At 46.0% G+C, this 16,560-nt stretch carries 14 protein-coding genes; 8 read left to right on the top strand and 6 right to left on the bottom strand.

What is annotated here, in order from left to right; translation table 11 throughout:
- Window positions 1-46: 46 nt before the first annotated feature.
- Together WS34_RS12430 and WS34_RS15680 are read left to right on the top strand one after the other, a co-directional pair.
- On the top strand, window positions 47-1,252 hold the full coding sequence (locus tag WS34_RS12430; protein WP_286693762.1) for a thioredoxin family protein: 1,206 nt from the start codon (window positions 47-49) through the stop codon (window positions 1,250-1,252).
- Window positions 1,253-1,609: 357 nt separating this feature from the next.
- Window positions 1,610-1,774 (top strand): hypothetical protein, encoded by a 165-nt coding sequence (locus tag WS34_RS15680; protein WP_286693763.1) that lies wholly within the window; start codon window positions 1,610-1,612, stop codon window positions 1,772-1,774.
- Window positions 1,775-1,897: 123 nt separating this feature from the next.
- Here WS34_RS15680 and WS34_RS12435 read toward each other — a convergent pair whose 3' ends face one another.
- The 3 genes from WS34_RS12435 to gadC form a co-directional block, all read right to left on the bottom strand.
- A complete protein-coding gene (locus tag WS34_RS12435; RefSeq protein WP_013610714.1) occupies window positions 1,898-2,584 on the bottom strand; it encodes an ion transporter in 687 nt (228 codons plus the stop codon).
- 140 nt (window positions 2,585-2,724) lie between these two features.
- Window positions 2,725-3,690 carry a glutaminase A gene (gene glsA / locus WS34_RS12440; protein ID WP_013610715.1) on the bottom strand — a complete coding sequence of 322 codons (966 nt, stop codon included), beginning with the start codon at window positions 3,688-3,690 and terminating at the stop codon, window positions 2,725-2,727.
- A 63-nt stretch (window positions 3,691-3,753) separates the two neighbouring features.
- The gene (gene gadC / locus WS34_RS12445; RefSeq protein WP_022160066.1) at window positions 3,754-5,370 is read right to left on the bottom strand and encodes a glutamine/gamma-aminobutyrate antiporter GadC; all 1,617 of its coding nucleotides are present in this window, start codon (window positions 5,368-5,370) and stop codon (window positions 3,754-3,756) included.
- A 248-nt stretch (window positions 5,371-5,618) separates the two neighbouring features.
- Here gadC and WS34_RS12450 point away from each other — a divergent pair, with 248 nt between their 5' ends.
- The 5 genes from WS34_RS12450 to WS34_RS12470 are packed head-to-tail and all read left to right on the top strand — an operon-like array spanning window position 5,619 to window position 11,423.
- Window positions 5,619-6,710 carry a chorismate-binding protein gene (locus WS34_RS12450; RefSeq protein ID WP_286693764.1) on the top strand — a complete coding sequence of 364 codons (1,092 nt, stop codon included), beginning with the start codon at window positions 5,619-5,621 and terminating at the stop codon, window positions 6,708-6,710.
- Between the two features lie 16 nt (window positions 6,711-6,726).
- Window positions 6,727-8,421, top strand: a complete 1,695-nt coding sequence (menD, locus tag WS34_RS12455; RefSeq protein WP_046405162.1) for a 2-succinyl-5-enolpyruvyl-6-hydroxy-3-cyclohexene-1-carboxylic-acid synthase — start codon at window positions 6,727-6,729, stop codon at window positions 8,419-8,421.
- Window positions 8,422-8,444: 23 nt separating this feature from the next.
- Window positions 8,445-9,260, top strand: coding sequence for a 1,4-dihydroxy-2-naphthoyl-CoA synthase (gene menB, locus WS34_RS12460; RefSeq protein WP_013610719.1), 816 nt, complete (start codon window positions 8,445-8,447; stop codon window positions 9,258-9,260).
- 29 nt (window positions 9,261-9,289) lie between these two features.
- Entirely contained in the window at window positions 9,290-10,333 is a 1,044-nt protein-coding gene (locus WS34_RS12465) for an o-succinylbenzoate synthase (RefSeq protein WP_087381464.1), read from the top strand.
- Window positions 10,334-10,337: 4 nt separating this feature from the next.
- Window positions 10,338-11,423 (top strand): AMP-binding protein, encoded by a 1,086-nt coding sequence (locus WS34_RS12470; protein ID WP_286693765.1) that lies wholly within the window; start codon window positions 10,338-10,340, stop codon window positions 11,421-11,423.
- Here the strand turns inward: WS34_RS12470 and WS34_RS12475 are convergent.
- Window positions 11,399-12,598, bottom strand: coding sequence for an MFS transporter (locus tag WS34_RS12475; RefSeq protein WP_046405165.1), 1,200 nt, complete (start codon window positions 12,596-12,598; stop codon window positions 11,399-11,401). The genes WS34_RS12470 and WS34_RS12475 overlap by 25 nt on opposite strands.
- 175 nt (window positions 12,599-12,773) lie before the next feature.
- Here WS34_RS12475 and WS34_RS12480 point away from each other — a divergent pair, with 175 nt between their 5' ends.
- Entirely contained in the window at window positions 12,774-14,249 is a 1,476-nt protein-coding gene (locus WS34_RS12480; protein WP_046405167.1) for a radical SAM/SPASM domain-containing protein, read from the top strand.
- Here WS34_RS12480 and WS34_RS12485 read toward each other — a convergent pair.
- The gene (locus WS34_RS12485) at window positions 14,246-15,433 is read right to left on the bottom strand and encodes a class I SAM-dependent methyltransferase (protein WP_046405169.1); all 1,188 of its coding nucleotides are present in this window, start codon (window positions 15,431-15,433) and stop codon (window positions 14,246-14,248) included. The two genes, WS34_RS12480 and WS34_RS12485, sit on opposite strands and share 4 nt — an antisense overlap.
- A 160-nt stretch (window positions 15,434-15,593) precedes the next feature.
- Complete coding sequence (locus WS34_RS12490) at window positions 15,594-16,433, bottom strand: aldo/keto reductase (protein WP_046404175.1); 840 nt, start codon at window positions 16,431-16,433, stop codon at window positions 15,594-15,596.
- Between the last annotated feature and the right edge of the window lie 127 nt (window positions 16,434-16,560).

Genomic DNA, 16,560 nt, shown 5'->3' on the forward strand with positions numbered 1-16,560 from the left:
CGGATTCGGACAATTTTAAAAACAGGTATTTGAAACCTACACTTAAATGATGAAAATGAAAGCTAATATTTTACTGATCCTTTGGATCGTCGTGGGGATGCATACGGCCGTCGCCCAGGAAAGGAATATAAATTTTGAAACCGGCAAATCGTGGAAAGAGCTTGTCGCTAAGGCAAGGAAGGCCGGACGGCTGATCTTTGTGGATTGTTATACTTCCTGGTGCGGACCGTGTAAGCTGTTGGCCAGGGATGTATTTACCGATCCGGAAGTAGCGGATTTTTTTAATGCGAATTTTATCAATGCCAAATACGATATGGAGAAAGATGCCGATGGTCCGGTCCTGAAAAAACAGTTCGGGGTGACTGCTTTTCCCACGCTGGTATTCGTCGATCCGCATACCTGTGAAGTGGTACACCGGATGGTGGGAGCAGGTACACCTGCCTGGCTGCTTGGCGGGGCTGCCTTGGCGATGGAACCGGACAACAACCTCCGTGCAATGGAGAAACGCTATGCTGCCGGCGAACGGACAGCAGCACTGGTACGTAATTATGCTGCTGCTTTATATTCCGCTTATAAACGTGATGAAGCTGCCCGCATTGCCTGTGCTTATTTGGATCCGTTACCTGTGGACAGCTTGTGTACGGCGGCTAATTGGGAGTTGATCAAACGCTGTGTGAACGATCCGTTGTCGGCTTCCTTGAAGCGGGTGATAGCCGAACGTGAAAAGTTTTATCTGACTGTGGGACGCGATGAAGTTGACCGTAAATTGGAAAAAAGTATGCTGGATGCCGCTATGGCTCTGGCAGCCTGGCAACCGAAAAAGCAGATCCCGTTTGACGAACGACGCCAGGAAGAATTGATCCACTATCTGCGAGAGACCGATTTTTACGCTGCTCCTGCTGCACTGGCTTGGTTGTATACTGCCTCCTATTTGCATCAGGAGGATTTCCGGGGGATGTTCCGCAAGATGAAGGAAGTCATGAGCTATAATCTTTTCCGCCATGGCGGCGGAAACGTTTATCTCCGGGAGAATCTCCGGAAGTTTATCTATTCTGATGATAAGGAACTGATGACGGAAGCCATTCACTGGATTGATACGTGTTGTGCTGCTTCCGCTAACAGCTTGGATAAAGCTAATTTCATGCGCATTAAAGCAATATTGCAGCAGAAAACAGGAGATAACCCGGGAGCTCGAACTTCGCGGAACGAAACGGAAAGGTATATGCAGGAATTCCGGGAAAGGAAACGTTGAATGATCAGGGGGACGGGGCAATTGTGCGAAAGTTTCGCACAATTGCCCCGTCCCCTTGATTGCCCTTGATTGTTCGTTAAGGCTTTCCTTCACTGACCGGCGGAACTCCTCACTCCGTTCGTCAGACACCACTGGTCGGGCGTTCGGAAACCCTAACCGGACCCTCGTTCCTGCTCCAATGGTCCTCCGGTATAAAACCCGGAATCTAACGTTAGAGCTAACCGGCAAAGAAAATACAAGCGGAAATTTACAGCCATAGGAAACCGGACCGTTTGGCTTATTTTCGGGGAGAATGGTATTTCTCAAATCAAGATTAGTCTGCAATTCAGTGATAACGTAAGTCGGAGGTGTTCGTGTTTGGCGACCATTGGAGCTCTGTCGAGTGTTGTCTTGCTTTTTCTGAATGCCCGACCGGTGGTGTCTGACGAACGGAGTGAGGAGTTCCGCCGGTCAGTGAAAGAAAAAGGTAGACGACCGACAGAAACGACCGGGTCTCCGAACACGAATACCGAAGACGAATAAGTACAAAAATAAACCTACTTTTTAAATAGTAACGGCGGTTTTAACGGTTATAAAGGTTTTAAAAGTCAAGTCTGACTGTTGTAACTAAAAACGATACAGAAATACTGTTTCAGGTCTTTAGAATCAATTGTGTGTCGGTGTTTCCGCTTCTTTCCGCTTTTTCTGGAAGTTGTCCACTACGAATGCAGTGAAAATCGGAAAAAATACCATGCCCGAAGCGGCTAGGATAACAGCCAGCGATTGGCCTAATTTTGTGACGCCGAAGATGTTGGAACCGACGGTAGTGACGTTCATCAATGACCAGTTGAAGGCATCCCAGTAGTCTTTGACCATGGGGTTTGGGCCATGCTCGACGAAGTAGAACATGATGCTGCAAAAATAAATGATAACAAAGACGATGGACAGATAGGTGACGAACAGATTGGTTACTTTACTGCGGGTCATCCAGCTGACGATGATTGATATACCGTAGATACCCCGGGCGATAGGAATTAAACGCAGTAAAACCCAGGTGGCATGGGAAAGATGGGCGGAAGAAATATATACGATATTCAGATAGGGGATAGAAATCAATAATAAAAAGATATGATGACCCAGAAAATGCCATCCTTCCTGACTAAAATACCAGCGGACAAAGAAATCTGCCAGGAAAATCGTACAGACCATTAAATGGGTATTCAGAATAAAGCGTTCGGATAAAATCGTTGTTGCAGATAATAATTCGATAGAAATAATTACCAGAACCAGTATGCTACTGAGCAATACCATAATGTTCAGGAATTTTACGATAGGTTTATCGTTCTGTACCATGGTCTATGGGTTTATAAAATTTGTAAAGTTCATAAAGTTTGTAAAGTCGGTGTCCCATGCGGGTACTTAATTTACGGGACTTTCGGTGGGACGTATCGGGGACGTAAACGAAGCGCTCGCAGGGGAAACGACTTTATGAGTTATTTTATAATTTCTACAGTGTCGCCACTGAAGACATTGACTCCGAGTTCCCGGGCGATGTATTTGATGGCAGCTTGTGCTTTCACCGAGTTTCCGGCATCGTCTAATGGAGGAGCAAAGGCTGCAATACCGAATACGCCGGGCAGACAACCCATCACGCCGCCACCGACTCCGGTTTTGGCAGGGATACCGCTGGTGTAGATCCAGTCGCCGGTGTGTTCGTAGAAACCGACAGCAGTGATCAGGGAAATGATATGGGGCATCAGGGATTCATCGAATACCTGTTTACCGGTTACCGGATTTTTACCTTTGTTAGCTATCGTACAACCTGCTATCGCTAACTGTTTGGTCGTTACTCCCATAGAGCAATGTCGGGTATAGAGATCCAGCGACATGTCCGGATCGTCGTAAATCCGGTTGTAATTTTTCAATAACCAGGCGATAGAACGATTGTTGAAATTTGTGGCGGATTCCGATTTGTAAAGTTCGTCTTGTAATATTAATTCGCTACCACATAGATCGGCCATATTGTCGGCAATAGCAGCCCATTTCGAATTGGGATCACCGATGGGCTTAACCATACTATCGGCACTGATAGCGCCGGCATTGACCAAGGGGGTACTCGGATGATCCTTTTCCAGTAAGATTGCCATGATGGAGTTGAAAGGAAGCCCGGTTGCATCGGCGCCTATCTTTTTCAATACGGCTTCGGCTCCATATTGTTTGAGTATCAATACAGCTGTATGGACTTTAGAAATAGATTCGATACCGAAAACATAGGTTGTATCTCCGGCTTCGATGACTTCTCCCGTGGGTAGACAGACAGCGATACCGAAAAGGTTAGGATCGATTTTAGCCAGGAAAGGGATATAGTCGGCATTCTTTCCGCCTTTCAGATTTTTTACTTTCTCATGAGCTTGTTTGACAATGGCTTCGAGGTCGGTTATTTTTATGGTCTTTTTCATGATTCAAAATTTAATTTTTTCTGTTCCGGATTTATTGAAAATAAGCCGGAACAGAAAAAGGGATTATTTTTGTGAAGTCGGGTTCTCTTTTGCTCCCAGCGTTGGGGGAATTGTTGTTTGCCCGGTCGATGTATTAGTCTGAGGAGTGCCGGCCGGGGTTGTTACCGGAGTGGGGGTTACTGTGGCTGGGTTTGTTGTAGTAGCAGTAACCGGAGCAACTTCCCAATGAAAAGGTTGGATTTCCGTATTCGGATCTTTCCAGGACGGCTTACGCAAAGAATAAATAATCAGTGGTATGGCTACAAAGATAATGCACCCCAGGATCAGTACGGTAAACCATACGGTATTACTTCCGGTTGCAATCTGAGAAGGTGGGATAAAGCTTAATACGAATGCCAGCAGGGCACCCAGGAAACCGATGCCTGCCACTATCCAGATCAGGCCGTTTCCTTTCCGTCCGATAGCGAAAGGACGATCGGCTTTGGACATTTTATACCGTAAAGTGATGGCTGCTGTAAACATCAGCATGTACATAATCAGGTATAGCAATACGGTCAACTGTGAAAGCATCTGATAGAAAGATTGGACAGAAGGCATGACAACAAATAATAAGGCCAATAAAGTAACGATGCACCCCTGAATGATCAGGATGTTTTTCTGTACTCCGATTTTATTCGTTTTTTGGAAAAAAGGAGGCAGATAACCGGCTTTACCGACGGCAAAAATACCTTTTGACGGACCGGCAACCCAGGTTAGAACTCCGGCTAATACACCGAACATCAAGGCGATGGCGATGATTGGCGAAGCCCAATGAATATGAAGATAAGCCAAATAATTGTCAAAACCGACCAATAAACTTTGGGTTAAGTTGATTTCTTTAGCCGGAATAATCAATCCCAGGGCAAAAGTACCTAGAATGAAAATGACAACGATAATGATGGCACCGATAAAGATGGCTTTAGGATAGTTCTTACTGGCGGGTTCTTTTACATCCATAACGTGAATACCGGACATTTCCATACCGGCATAAAACAGGAATATACTGGAAGCTAATACCAGGTTATTGAAATTGGACAGGTCCGGGAAGAATCCCTGACTCATATCCATGTTATTATGCCCTCCGGTTGCTAAATAGATAATACCGAAAAGAATCAGTAAACCGGCCGGAATAATAGTTCCTACCGTTGCGCCGATTTTTGAGATTTTACTTACCCAGCCCAATCCTTTCAGTGAAATAAAAGTGGCTACCCAGTAGATGACCAATACAGTGACCAAGGTAAAGACTTTGTTGGAAGCCAGTGCTGCATCATGTACATTATTCATGCCAATATAGGCAATGGATACAGCACCGAAGGTCAATACGGTCGGATACCAGATGGTACTTTCGATCCATTGCAGGAAAATAGCCAGGAAGCCGTATCTTTTTCCGTAAGCTTCACCGACCCAACGAAATACCCCACCTTCTTTGTTGGAGAACATGGCCGCTAGTTCGGCCGCTACCAACGAAGTCGGGATTAAAAATACGATTGCAGCGAACAGATAATAGAAAGCCGAACTCAGACCATATTCGGCTTCTGCCGGCAGACCACGAAGACTCACTACTGCTGCAACGTTCATGATAGCCAGGGTCATTACGCCGATTTTTGCCGCCGTTCCTGTTTTTTTGGAATTTGTTGCCATAGTTTGAATAAATTTAATTAATAAATATAAGCTTGAAATTAAGTGTTTTATATTTTTTGAATTTGTTATCGCTTTTGCTGTCCTAGGTACGAGTTTGATAAAATGAATGTTTAAATCCTTACATTATTTAACTTTGACGGAGGAAATCCTTTTTCCTTGAAGTGGGATAAGAAGAAAACAAATTAAACCGATATTTAATTGTATAATTTTGGATACTTTTGCAAGATATCTACTAAACAGTGATAAAAATGACAGTTGCAGAAGCACAAACGCTTTGTTTGAAGCAGGGAACCCCTTTTTATTCCTATCGTTTACCGGGAGAACGAGAATCTGTTTTCGGCGCTCAGCTGGACGGTGAAGTTGCCCCTTTCCGTCAGGTTGGAGAACAGGGAAAGGGATTTATTCTGGTTCCTTTTGCCGAATCTGAAGAAGTACCTGCCTGGTTTATCCGGGGAGATATAACCTTTAGGGAGGTAACGACGGATATTGAAATCCGGACCGGCTTAAGCGGGACTATGGGGCTAACCGATATTAAACCCGGGCAGGAACCGGATATTTCCTGGGAAGAATATGAAAGGCAGGTGGCGGCGATGGTAGCGGCCTTAAAACAAGGTCAGGTACGCAAGATGGTTTTGTCCAGAACAATTACTTTACAGGAACGGGCTTATGAAAAAGCGGCTGTCTGGTATACTGCTTTGGCTGATCGTTATCCGGAAGCTTTTGTGTTTTTGGTTTTTGTTCCTGGTAAAACCTGTTGGTTGGGAGCGACACCGGAGATTTTCTTGAGGCAGTCGGCGGCCGGAACCGAGACTATGGCTCTGGCGGGTACCCGAAGGGTAGGAACATCAGGAGCTTGGGGGCAGAAGGAGATCGAGGAACAGGCTATCGTAACGGAATATATGGCAGAGCTGTTAGAGACGGTATGTGGAGAAAAATGGCGACAGGAGGGCCCCTTTTCAAAACAAGCCGGACAGGTTGAACATTTGTGTACCGTTTTTCGGCATGTGGGAAAACTGACTCCCGGGCTGACCGACCGGGTACGTCGTGCTTTGCATCCGACTCCTGCGGTGGGAGGGGTACCTGTAGGATCGGCCCTTCCGATGATCAGGCGGATAGAAGGACGTAACCGGCGGTATTATGCCGGGTATGTGGGGCCGGTATCGGGTGACGGATGTTGGGATTGGTTTGTGAATTTACGTAGTATGGAGTTGTGGCCCGATAGAATCAGATTACATATCGGAGGGGGGATTACGGCCTTGTCCGATCCCCGGAAAGAATGGGAAGAAACTGAATTGAAATCGAGGACCTTGTTGGATATCGTACAGTATAGCGATAAATAAATTTTGTCGTCGGAATATGGAATACTTAACTACAGATAAAGAAGGAATAAAGATATTGATAGAGGTTCTGAAAGAAAAAGGAATCCGTCAGGTGGTATTATCGCCGGGCTCCAGAAATGCTCCTTTGTTGGTTGCATTTGCCCGTGAGAAACAAATCAGGCACTTTGTCGTGCTCGACGAACGGAGTGCCGCTTTTATGGCTCTGGGTATGGCGCAACAATCGGGTGTTCCGGTGGCTTTGGTATGCACGTCGGGGACTGCTCCTTTGAATTATGCACCGGCGATAGCGGAAGCATATTACCAACGTTTACCCTTGATCGTGATCACGGCCGACCGTCCGGTGGAATGGATCGATCAGGACGATAGCCAGACAATCCGGCAGCAAGCGGTTTTCCGGAATATTGTAAAGGCTTCTTATCAGTTACCGGCCGAACTGTTCCATGCAGACGAACACTGGTATGCCAATCGTCTGGTCAACGATGCTTTGAATACCGCTTTGAAAGGCCGGCAGGGACCTGTACATCTGAATATACCCTTGCGGGAATCGCTCTATGGGCTGAGGGATTACCCGGAGCGGGAAGTAAGGACGATCGAATGTATCGATCCGGCCCCGAGTCTGTCGGTCGGGGTGATGCAACGTCTGGTGGATATCTTCGATCATTGCCCGAAGGTGATGATTCTGGCCGGATTTCATCGGCCTGATTTCCGGTTGAGAGAAGCGCTTCATCGGTTGGCGGGTTATCCGAATGTAGTGGTATTGACAGAAACGCTGGCCAATGTGACTTCTGAGCGGCATATCGGAACGATCGACCGGGTATTGGCAACGGTAAAAGAGGCAGAGCGGGAGGAATATAGTCCGGAGTTGTTGATTACTTTCGGGGGACCGTTGATTTCCAGGCATGTGAAAGCTTATCTGCGGAAATTCCGGCCTCGTTGGCATTGGAGTATCGATCGTACCGAGCATCCGACCGATACCATGCAGGTACTGACGACTCAGATCCAATTGGAAGCAGAAGGTTTTTTTCCGCAATTGGTAGCGGTGGCCAAAGGTAGGGCATCTGATTATGCTTTGCGTTGGAAAGAAAAGAAAGAATCGGCGGCAGTACGTCATGAGGAATTTGCCGGTCGGGTAGAGTGGTCGGATTGGAAGGCTTTTTCGCTTATTTTGCCGGCATTGCCGGAAGGATCTGCCTTGCAGCTGGCTAACAGTACTCCTGTGCGTTACGGACAACTGTTCGACTATTTTCAGGTGAAGCGGGTAGACGGAAACCGGGGGACAAGTGGGATAGACGGTTCGACTTCAACAGCTGTGGGGGCTGCCTTGATGAGGGAAGGAATAACAACGCTGATCACCGGGGATATGAGTTTTCTGTACGATTCCAACGCATTGTGGAATAAATATATATCCTCTCGTTTGAAGATTATTGTGATGAAAAATGGCGGGGGTGGTATTTTCAGATTCATATCCGGTCCTTCGGAACTGGAAGAGTTGGAAGAATGTTTCGAAACCGGGACGGAGGTAGATGTCTGCGGATTTGCACAACTTCATCATTTCCGTTATTTCAAAGCAAGCGATGAGGTTGAACTGGCCGGTGTTTTACCTGAGTTCTTCAATGAAACCGAATGGCCCGTGATCCTGGAGGTCGAAACCCCACGTTTGAAGAATGCAGAGGTGTTGAAAAGTTACTTCCGGAGTTTACAAGGAGAATGATAATATATTAAATAAAACAGTTTATGAGAAAGTGGCAAACCATAAAAGAATACGAAGATATCAAATTCGATTTCTTCGAAGGAATTGCAAAGATTACGATCAACCGTCCTCGGGTGTATAATGCTTTCCGTCCTCAAACGAATAAAGAGATGCTGGATGCGATGACGATTTGCCGGGAACGCAACGATATCGGGGTTGTCGTGTTGACAGGTGCCGGAGATAAAGCTTTTTGTTCCGGGGGAGATCAGCATGTGAAGGGTGTAGGAGGATATATAGATGAGAACGGGGTGCCCCGTCTGAATGTACTCGATTTGCACAAGGCAATCCGTTCACTTCCCAAACCTGTGATCGCTATGGTCAACGGTTATGCTATCGGAGGCGGGCATGTGTTGCATGTAATCTGTGATCTGACTATCGCTTCCGAGAATGCCCGTTTCGGACAAACCGGACCGAAAGTTGGAAGTTTCGATGGAGGATTTGGTTCTTCGTATCTGGCTCGTTGTGTCGGACAGAAAAAAGCACGTGAAATCTGGTTTCTTTGTCGGCAATATACAGCCAAAGAAGCCGAAGAAATGGGAATGGTCAATAAAGTGGTTCCCTTCGAACAATTGGAAGACGAGACGGTGGATTGGTGTAAAACCATTATGAAACGTAGTCCTATGGCTATCCGAATGATAAAACGGGCTTTGAATGCCGAATTGGATGGGCAACACGGACTGATGGAATTTGCCGGAGATGCGACTTTGATGTATTATTTGATGGCTGAAGCCCAGGAAGGGAAGAATGCCTTTTTAGAGAAACGGGATCCGGATTTCGATCAATTTCCCAAATTTCCTTGAATTCTTTATTCGATCAGGTTATCGGTATCATGTTGAAAGCATCTTTTCAGAAATATCGGCTTCATTTCAAAGAACCTTCCGGGACGTCCCGGGGGATTCTGTTGGATAAGGATACTTATTTTATCCGGATTTGGGAGGAAGGCGCGGAGACCTGCTTCGGGCTTGGCGAGTGTGCTCTCTTCCGGGGATTAAGTGCCGAAGACCGGCCGGATTATGAAGAAAAGCTGAGAGAGGTTTGTAATCGTATCGCTGAAATAGAGACAGCCTCTCTTCAGGAATGGAGTTCGATCCGTTTTGGTGTGGAGATGGCATTCGCCGATTTGCGGCAAGGAGGAAAGCGGATTTATTTTCCTTCTGCTTTTTCTGCCGGCGAAGCAGGGATCGAAATCAACGGGCTCATCTGGATGGGAGACCGGGAAACGATGTTGCAACGAATCCGGGCTAAATTAGATGCCGGATTTCATTGTATAAAAGTGAAAATCGGAGCCATTGATTTTCAGTCGGAGCTCGACTTATTGAAATTTATCCGTCGCCGTTTCGGTAGGGAAGACGTGGAACTGAGGGTGGATGCGAACGGCGCTTTCGCTCCTGAGACAGCTCTGGAACGTTTGGATGCGTTGGCAAAATACGATTTGCATTCTATCGAACAACCCATCCGTCAGGGGCAATGGCGGGAGATGGCCCGGCTTTGTGCCCGGACACCGGTGCCTATAGCGCTCGATGAAGAATTGATCGGAGTAAACGATGCCGGGCAGAAACGTGAATTGCTGGAAGCGATCCGGCCCCGGTACATTATTTTGAAACCGGCTTTGGCCGGTGGTTTTAGCGGAACGGAAGAGTGGATCCGGCTGGCTGAAGCAAGAGGTATCGGATGGTGGGTGACTTCTGCCCTGGAGTCGAATATCGGATTGAGTGCATTGGCACAGTGGACGTATGGATTACAGAATCCGATGCCTCAGGGATTAGGAACAGGGCTGCTCTATACCAACAATATCCCTTCACCTTTGCAGTTGACCGGGGAAAGATTATATTATCGTCCACAGAGAATGTGGGATTTGTCGTCTATTAGCTGAGTATATGATGGAAGTACGGTTAAATGGAAGGGTGTATACTTGCCTGGAACAACTTCGTGAACAGGCAGATGAAGAATTGTTCCTTTTTTTAGAAGAGTGGTTCGACGATCGTTCTTATGTACTGGGGCATACTTCCGGTTCGACAGGTGCTCCTAAAGAGATACAGTTGTCCAAAGCGGATATGCGGGCTTCTGCCCGTATGACAAATGCTTTTTTTGCTATCGACCGGGAATCGGTTTTATTGCTGTGTCTTTCGGTTTCGTATATTGCGGGAAAGATGATGGTCGTCAGGGCTCTGGAAGCAGGTGCCGAGTTGTTGACTGTGAAAGTTTCCTCTCATCCTTTACGAATAACGGGACAGGAGGAATATGTGGACAGGAGGATCGACCTGGCTGCTATGGTGCCGATGCAGGTGGAGGAATCTATGAAATCAGAATCGGAAAAACAACGCTTCGGGTATATTCGTCATCTGATTATCGGAGGGGCTCCGGTATCCGTGGCTTTAGAAGAACGGTTGAAAAAAATTCCGACACAATGTTACGCTACATATGGAATGACCGAGACGGTGTCTCATATCGCCTTGAAAAAGTTGAATAGTGATCCGGCTTATTTTGCTTTGGGGGAGGTCGGGTTCGAACAGGATGAGCGGGGATGTCTGATCATCAATGCCCCCCATTTACAAGCCCGCCGTTTTGTGACGAACGATATGGTCAGATTGCATGGAAACAAACGGTTCGAGTGGCTGGGAAGGTTCGACTATGTGATTAATTCAGGAGGGATCAAATTGTTTCCTGAATTAATCGAACAAAAATTGGTCCGTAGTATCCCGGGACGTTTTTTTATTACTTCCCGGCCGGATGAAGTGTTGGGCGAAAGTGTCCTGCTGGCCTTGGAAGGGGCACACTGGGACTTCGTGTCTTTGCAACTATTGCTGCAAAAAATCCGGCCTTTGCTGGGACGTTTCGAGTTGCCCAAGGCGTTTGTAGTCAGTCCTTTTTTCCGGGAGACGACCTCTGGGAAAGTTGTACGTACCTTGCCTGAAAATGCGGTCTTTTATCCTGTCCATCAATTGAGGGTCTCCGAATTATGACGGAAAAAGGCAAAAATACTGAAACAACAGGCGATGATCGTGCTGAGGATAAAAGGGAAATAGGCCGAATCCGTTGAAAACAGACTTTCGATTCCCTGTAGGATAAACGGATAAGTGATGATTGCGATATAATTCATCACCATCACCAGGGACAGGACGAAAGTGGCTTCCGAAGGTTTTACGTGGGAAGCTGTTTTATCGTAAATGATCGGTTGCATGATTCCATAGCCAAAGCCGGTCAGAATGACTCCGAGGGTCAGTAAGAACATACCTGCTTTGAAGACAAAGAAGATTAATCCTACGGTCAGTAAAACGATGGCTATAAAATTGGTATAGGCTTTCAGTAGAGCGATGATGCGGTTGATCAGCAAACCCGGTAAAGTCATAGACAAAAAGAATACGGATATCAACGTGCCGGAAATGTCGTAATTCCCCAATTTCAGATTATGCATATAAAGGGAGAGATTGAGCGGTATGGTCAGTGCCAGAAAAGTAGCCACATAGTAGAAAAGCATGAGTTTGATCAACCAGTTGTATTTTTTATGATGATGTGTCGCCGGCTGTTGAACCGGAGTTGCCTCTTGGGCCGAAGCGGAATAGAAAGGTGGTTTTTCGTCCAGATAGAATGCGAAAAACAGGGAAATACCTGAGATACAATATACGACAAAGGATAAATGCCAGCTGATACCGGCCAGAAAACCGGCCAGTAAAGTGGCGATAACCAGCGTGAGGTTAGTGATCGCAGACACATAGCCCAATTGTTTTGTCCGGTAAGAACCCGAAAAATAATCGGCGACCAGGCCTGTTGAAAAAGGAATTACCAGTCCGGCTCCTATGCCGAGCAGGCCACTGATCAGCAGCAATGCCCACATCCGATCGGCGAAAGGATAGGCGATACTACAGGCGAAAAATATCGCCAGACCGGTAATCAATAATTTTTTTGTATTGAAATAAAGGGACATACGTCCTGCCAGGAGGATGAAAGGAACGATGATAAACGAGGGTAGCGATTCCAGCATTTGCAGTTGTAATTCACTTGTCGAACTGAATATCGACTCCAATTTACCCAGAATAGGTGAGATAGCGAGGCCTGGTAAAGAGGTTACCATGGATATAGAATAAATAGCTATCAATTTTTGCAATGTCATATTTCCCTGGCCTGTTTTGATCTTCATGGTTTTATGGCTTAATTAGAAAGTAATTTTGCATGGTCTGTTTATGGAATTGTAACGCAGGCGGACCTAAAAAGTTAAATAATTTCGGAAAAATGTATCGAAACTAAAAGGAGGCATGCCGAAACTTATTCGATGGTTTGTCGTTATTAAGGGAAATAAACTAAACAGACTCACGATGAGAACATTTAAAAATCAGATGCAGGCTTTTGCCATAAAACAGCTATTGAAGTATGTAGAAAGAGATCCTGAGGTAAATGCGGCTAAAGCTTTAAAGATAATCCGGAAAATAGACCTTGACGGGACTTACGGATCCTCCTGGGATGAATTAGAGAAATGTTTACAGGATCCCGGGAACAATTGGACGCGTCTGGTAAAAAAGGCTTATACGGAATGGGATCCGCATGTCAGGAAAAAACTATTCGAATCCCTGATATGTAATGCAGCGATCATCGGTAATAGTGCTGTAAAAGAGACCAGTAAAAAATATGGGGTGCATGTACCCTGGACGATTTTGATGGATCCGACCTCTGCCTGTAACCTGAAGTGTACGGGGTGTTGGGCGGCCGAATACGGGCATCAGATGTCAATGGACCTGGAAACCCTGGACCGTATTATTACCGAAGCCAAAGCTTTGGGGATTTATATGTTTATTTTTTCGGGTGGGGAACCTTTAGTCCGGAAAAAAGATATCATCAAACTTTGTGAAAAACATACCGATTGTTATTTTCTGGCGTTTACCAACGGAACCCTGATCGATGAGGCTTTTGCCGACGATATGCTGAGGGTTGGAAATTTTGCACCGGCTATCAGTGTCGAAGGATATGAAGAAGAAACGGATATGCGGCGTGGAAAAGGTACTTTCAGGGCAGTGATGAAAGCAATGGAGATATTGAAACGCAAACGCTTGTTATTCGGTATGTCGACTTGTTATCATCGTAAAAACGTCGATGTCGTCGGGTCGTCTGAATATCTTGATTTTATGATCGACCAAGGGGCTGCTTTTGTTTGGTATTTCACTTATATGCCGGTCGGTAACGATGCTGTACCCGAATTGATGGTGACTTCCGAACAGCGGAAATTCATGTACGAGCAAGTACGTATGTTCCGTAAGACAAAGCCGATCTTTGCTATGGATTTCTGGAATGACGGGGAGTATGTCAGGGGATGTATCGCCGGAGGACGTTATTATTTCCATATCAATGCCAATGGGGATGTCGAACCTTGTGCTTTCATTCATTATTCGACAGTCAATATAAAGCAGGTTTCTTTGCTGGAAGCACTTCGTTCTCCCTTGTTTAAGGCTTATCAACAACGCCAGCCTTTTAATAAAAATCATTTGCGTCCTTGTCCGTTGCTGGATAATCCCCATAGTCTGAAAGAAGTTGTGCGTGTTTCGGAAGCTTATTCTACGGATATGCTGAAACCTGAAGATGTGGATGTATTGACAGGTAAATGTGTCGGAACTGCAGAAAAATGGGGGAAAGTAGCCGATCACATCTGGTATGGTAAAAACGGTACAGGAGAGCAGAAAGAAGAAAAACAACTGGAAGTAGAAAAATCTGCCGAAAAACGGAAAGGAAATGAGGTGAAAGATAAGGAACGGGAAACTTCGGAACAAAAGCAGGAAAAGGAAAAAGCTTTAAGTGTTTAATGGGTTTTATGTGTCCGGATCAGTACTCGCTGACCTGAATAGAGGGTGGTGGCAAATAAATAAATGTCACCCCCTTCTTTTATGTTACTGCGTTTGCGGAGTTCGGCCACTGTCAGGGGAAAATTACGGGTGGTCAGATTGGCTTTGGGAATTTGGCGGTAAAGCTGTTTCAATAACTTACCGGAAAATTCATAGGTCTCTTCGATAGTGAAGATACGGCCTGGAAAATCCTGACATAAAGATTCGGAGGTGTATAAATGACTGTGCCGGTGTAATTTGAATAAATTCAAACGGGTAGCGATTAATTTGAATGCTCCGCTTTTTAAGAGGGCAGCATGGGGTTCGTAAAGATAGTTTTGCAAGGTTTGACACACTTGCAACGGAGCTTCTTTCTCTTCGTCGGGAGTAAAGATAAAAGGTGGCTCGGTGGTCGTACCACCTAGATTTACTGCATATATTTTTACCGGTTGTACAGAGGGGGTAGTGCCTTCAAGGATGAATAACAGTTCTTTGCATTCATTCCTTACCGCCAGAATATGGATTTCACGGGTTTCCGGTAAGAGCCGCAGGGTCTCTTCGGGATCGGCCATCGGGGATATTTTGACGATTACCCGTCGGGCCCGTTCTAAAAGCAAGGGTTTGAGCTGGAGAATGTCGGGTTCACAATCGGTCAGAGCGAACAGTCGCTTATTACCATTGCCCCGGCGTGCAGGATCCAGATAGAAAGTATCGGCTTGCAGGGTTTGAATAATATCACATGCATCCGAATGGATAATATGAATATTGGAGGTATTCAACACCTTGAAATTATGCTGTGCTGCGGTACAATATTCCGGAAAACGTTCGACGTAAATAACATTCCCGGCTTTTTGGGCGAAGTAAAAAGTATCGATCCCGAGTCCTCCGGTCAGGTCGCAGACCGTATTCCCTCTAAGAAGTTGCTGTTTATATAGGGCGGTTTGTTCCGATGAACACTGTTCGGTGGATAAACGGGAAGGATAGATCAATTCATCCTGCTCATACCAGAAAGGGAGTTTATGCTGAATTTGACGCCGGGCGATAATTTGATCGATGGCAAAACGGATATCGATACCGGGAAAACGGGAAGCGGCCAACAGTAGTTTGTCGGTATTGTCAGTCAGATGTGCACGTATGAATTGTTTTAGACCGGCGGTTAGCTGCATGATCTTGGCGTTTGCCGCCAAAGATAGAGATAAAAAATGAGAAAGTGGGCGGATATACTTGAAAACTGTACTTTCGGATCGGACTGCAACCGGTAGACCATAATTTACCGGTTGCTTCGATTTTTTTACACTGTGTTTTCGTTAACAGGGGTTTATAATTTTACCTCCATCCCATAAACATACGAGCCGTTTCGGCGTCGTGGTGATCGAAAAAGAGGCTGCGGCCCGTATCGAGCATGGTTATGGCGGCCATATCCTCGTCGGAAAGTACAAAATCGAAGATGTCGATATTTTGCTGCATCCGTTCGATGTGCGTTGATTTGGGGATGACGATTATGCCGCGCTGAATCAACCAACGCAGAGCGACCTGTGCTATGCTTTTGTCATACTTGTTGCCGATTTCAGCAAGTATCGGATTTGTAAAGAAATCGTTGCGTCCTTCGGCGAACGGAGCCCACGACATGATATGTGTACCGAACTCCTCCATGATTCGCTGCGGCTCGGTTTGTTGGTCGAACACATGCGTTTCCACTTGATTTACTGCCGGAACAATTTCCATGTTGCTGGCGATGTCGATGAAGTGGTCGGGATAGAAATTGCTGACGCCAATGGCACGGAGTTTTCCTTCCTTGTATGCCTCTTCCAATGCTCGGTACGCGCCGTAGCGGTCACAGAACGGCTGGTGCAGGAGCATCAGGTCGATGTAGTCCGTTTGTAACTTGCGCAGGCTTTCGTTTATGGAAGCCTTTGCCTTTTCGTAGCCGTAGTTGGAGATCCAGACTTTCGACACGAGGAAAATCTCCTTGCGGTCGATGCCGCTCCGGCGTATGGCGTTACCTACACCTTCCTCGTTATGGTAGGCCTGTGCCGTGTCGATCATCCGATAGCCTACTTGTAAGGCATCGCTTACGCAACGCTCGCATTCGGCAGGTGATACCTGATAGACGCCATAACCCATTTGAGGCATTTCGACGCCGTTGTTTAATTTTACCGTATTCATATTCTTAATTGTGATTGATTATTTTCATACGCAAAATTACACTCTTTATTTTCGGGGAGTGTTATACAAATTTCGGTTCATATTGCTGTTTTTACGGATAGAAGTAACCCCATGTTCAAAAAACATG

It is taken from the genome of Odoribacter sp. N15.MGS-14 (genome assembly GCF_000980245.1).
Taxonomy (GTDB): domain Bacteria; phylum Bacteroidota; class Bacteroidia; order Bacteroidales; family Marinifilaceae; genus Odoribacter; species Odoribacter splanchnicus.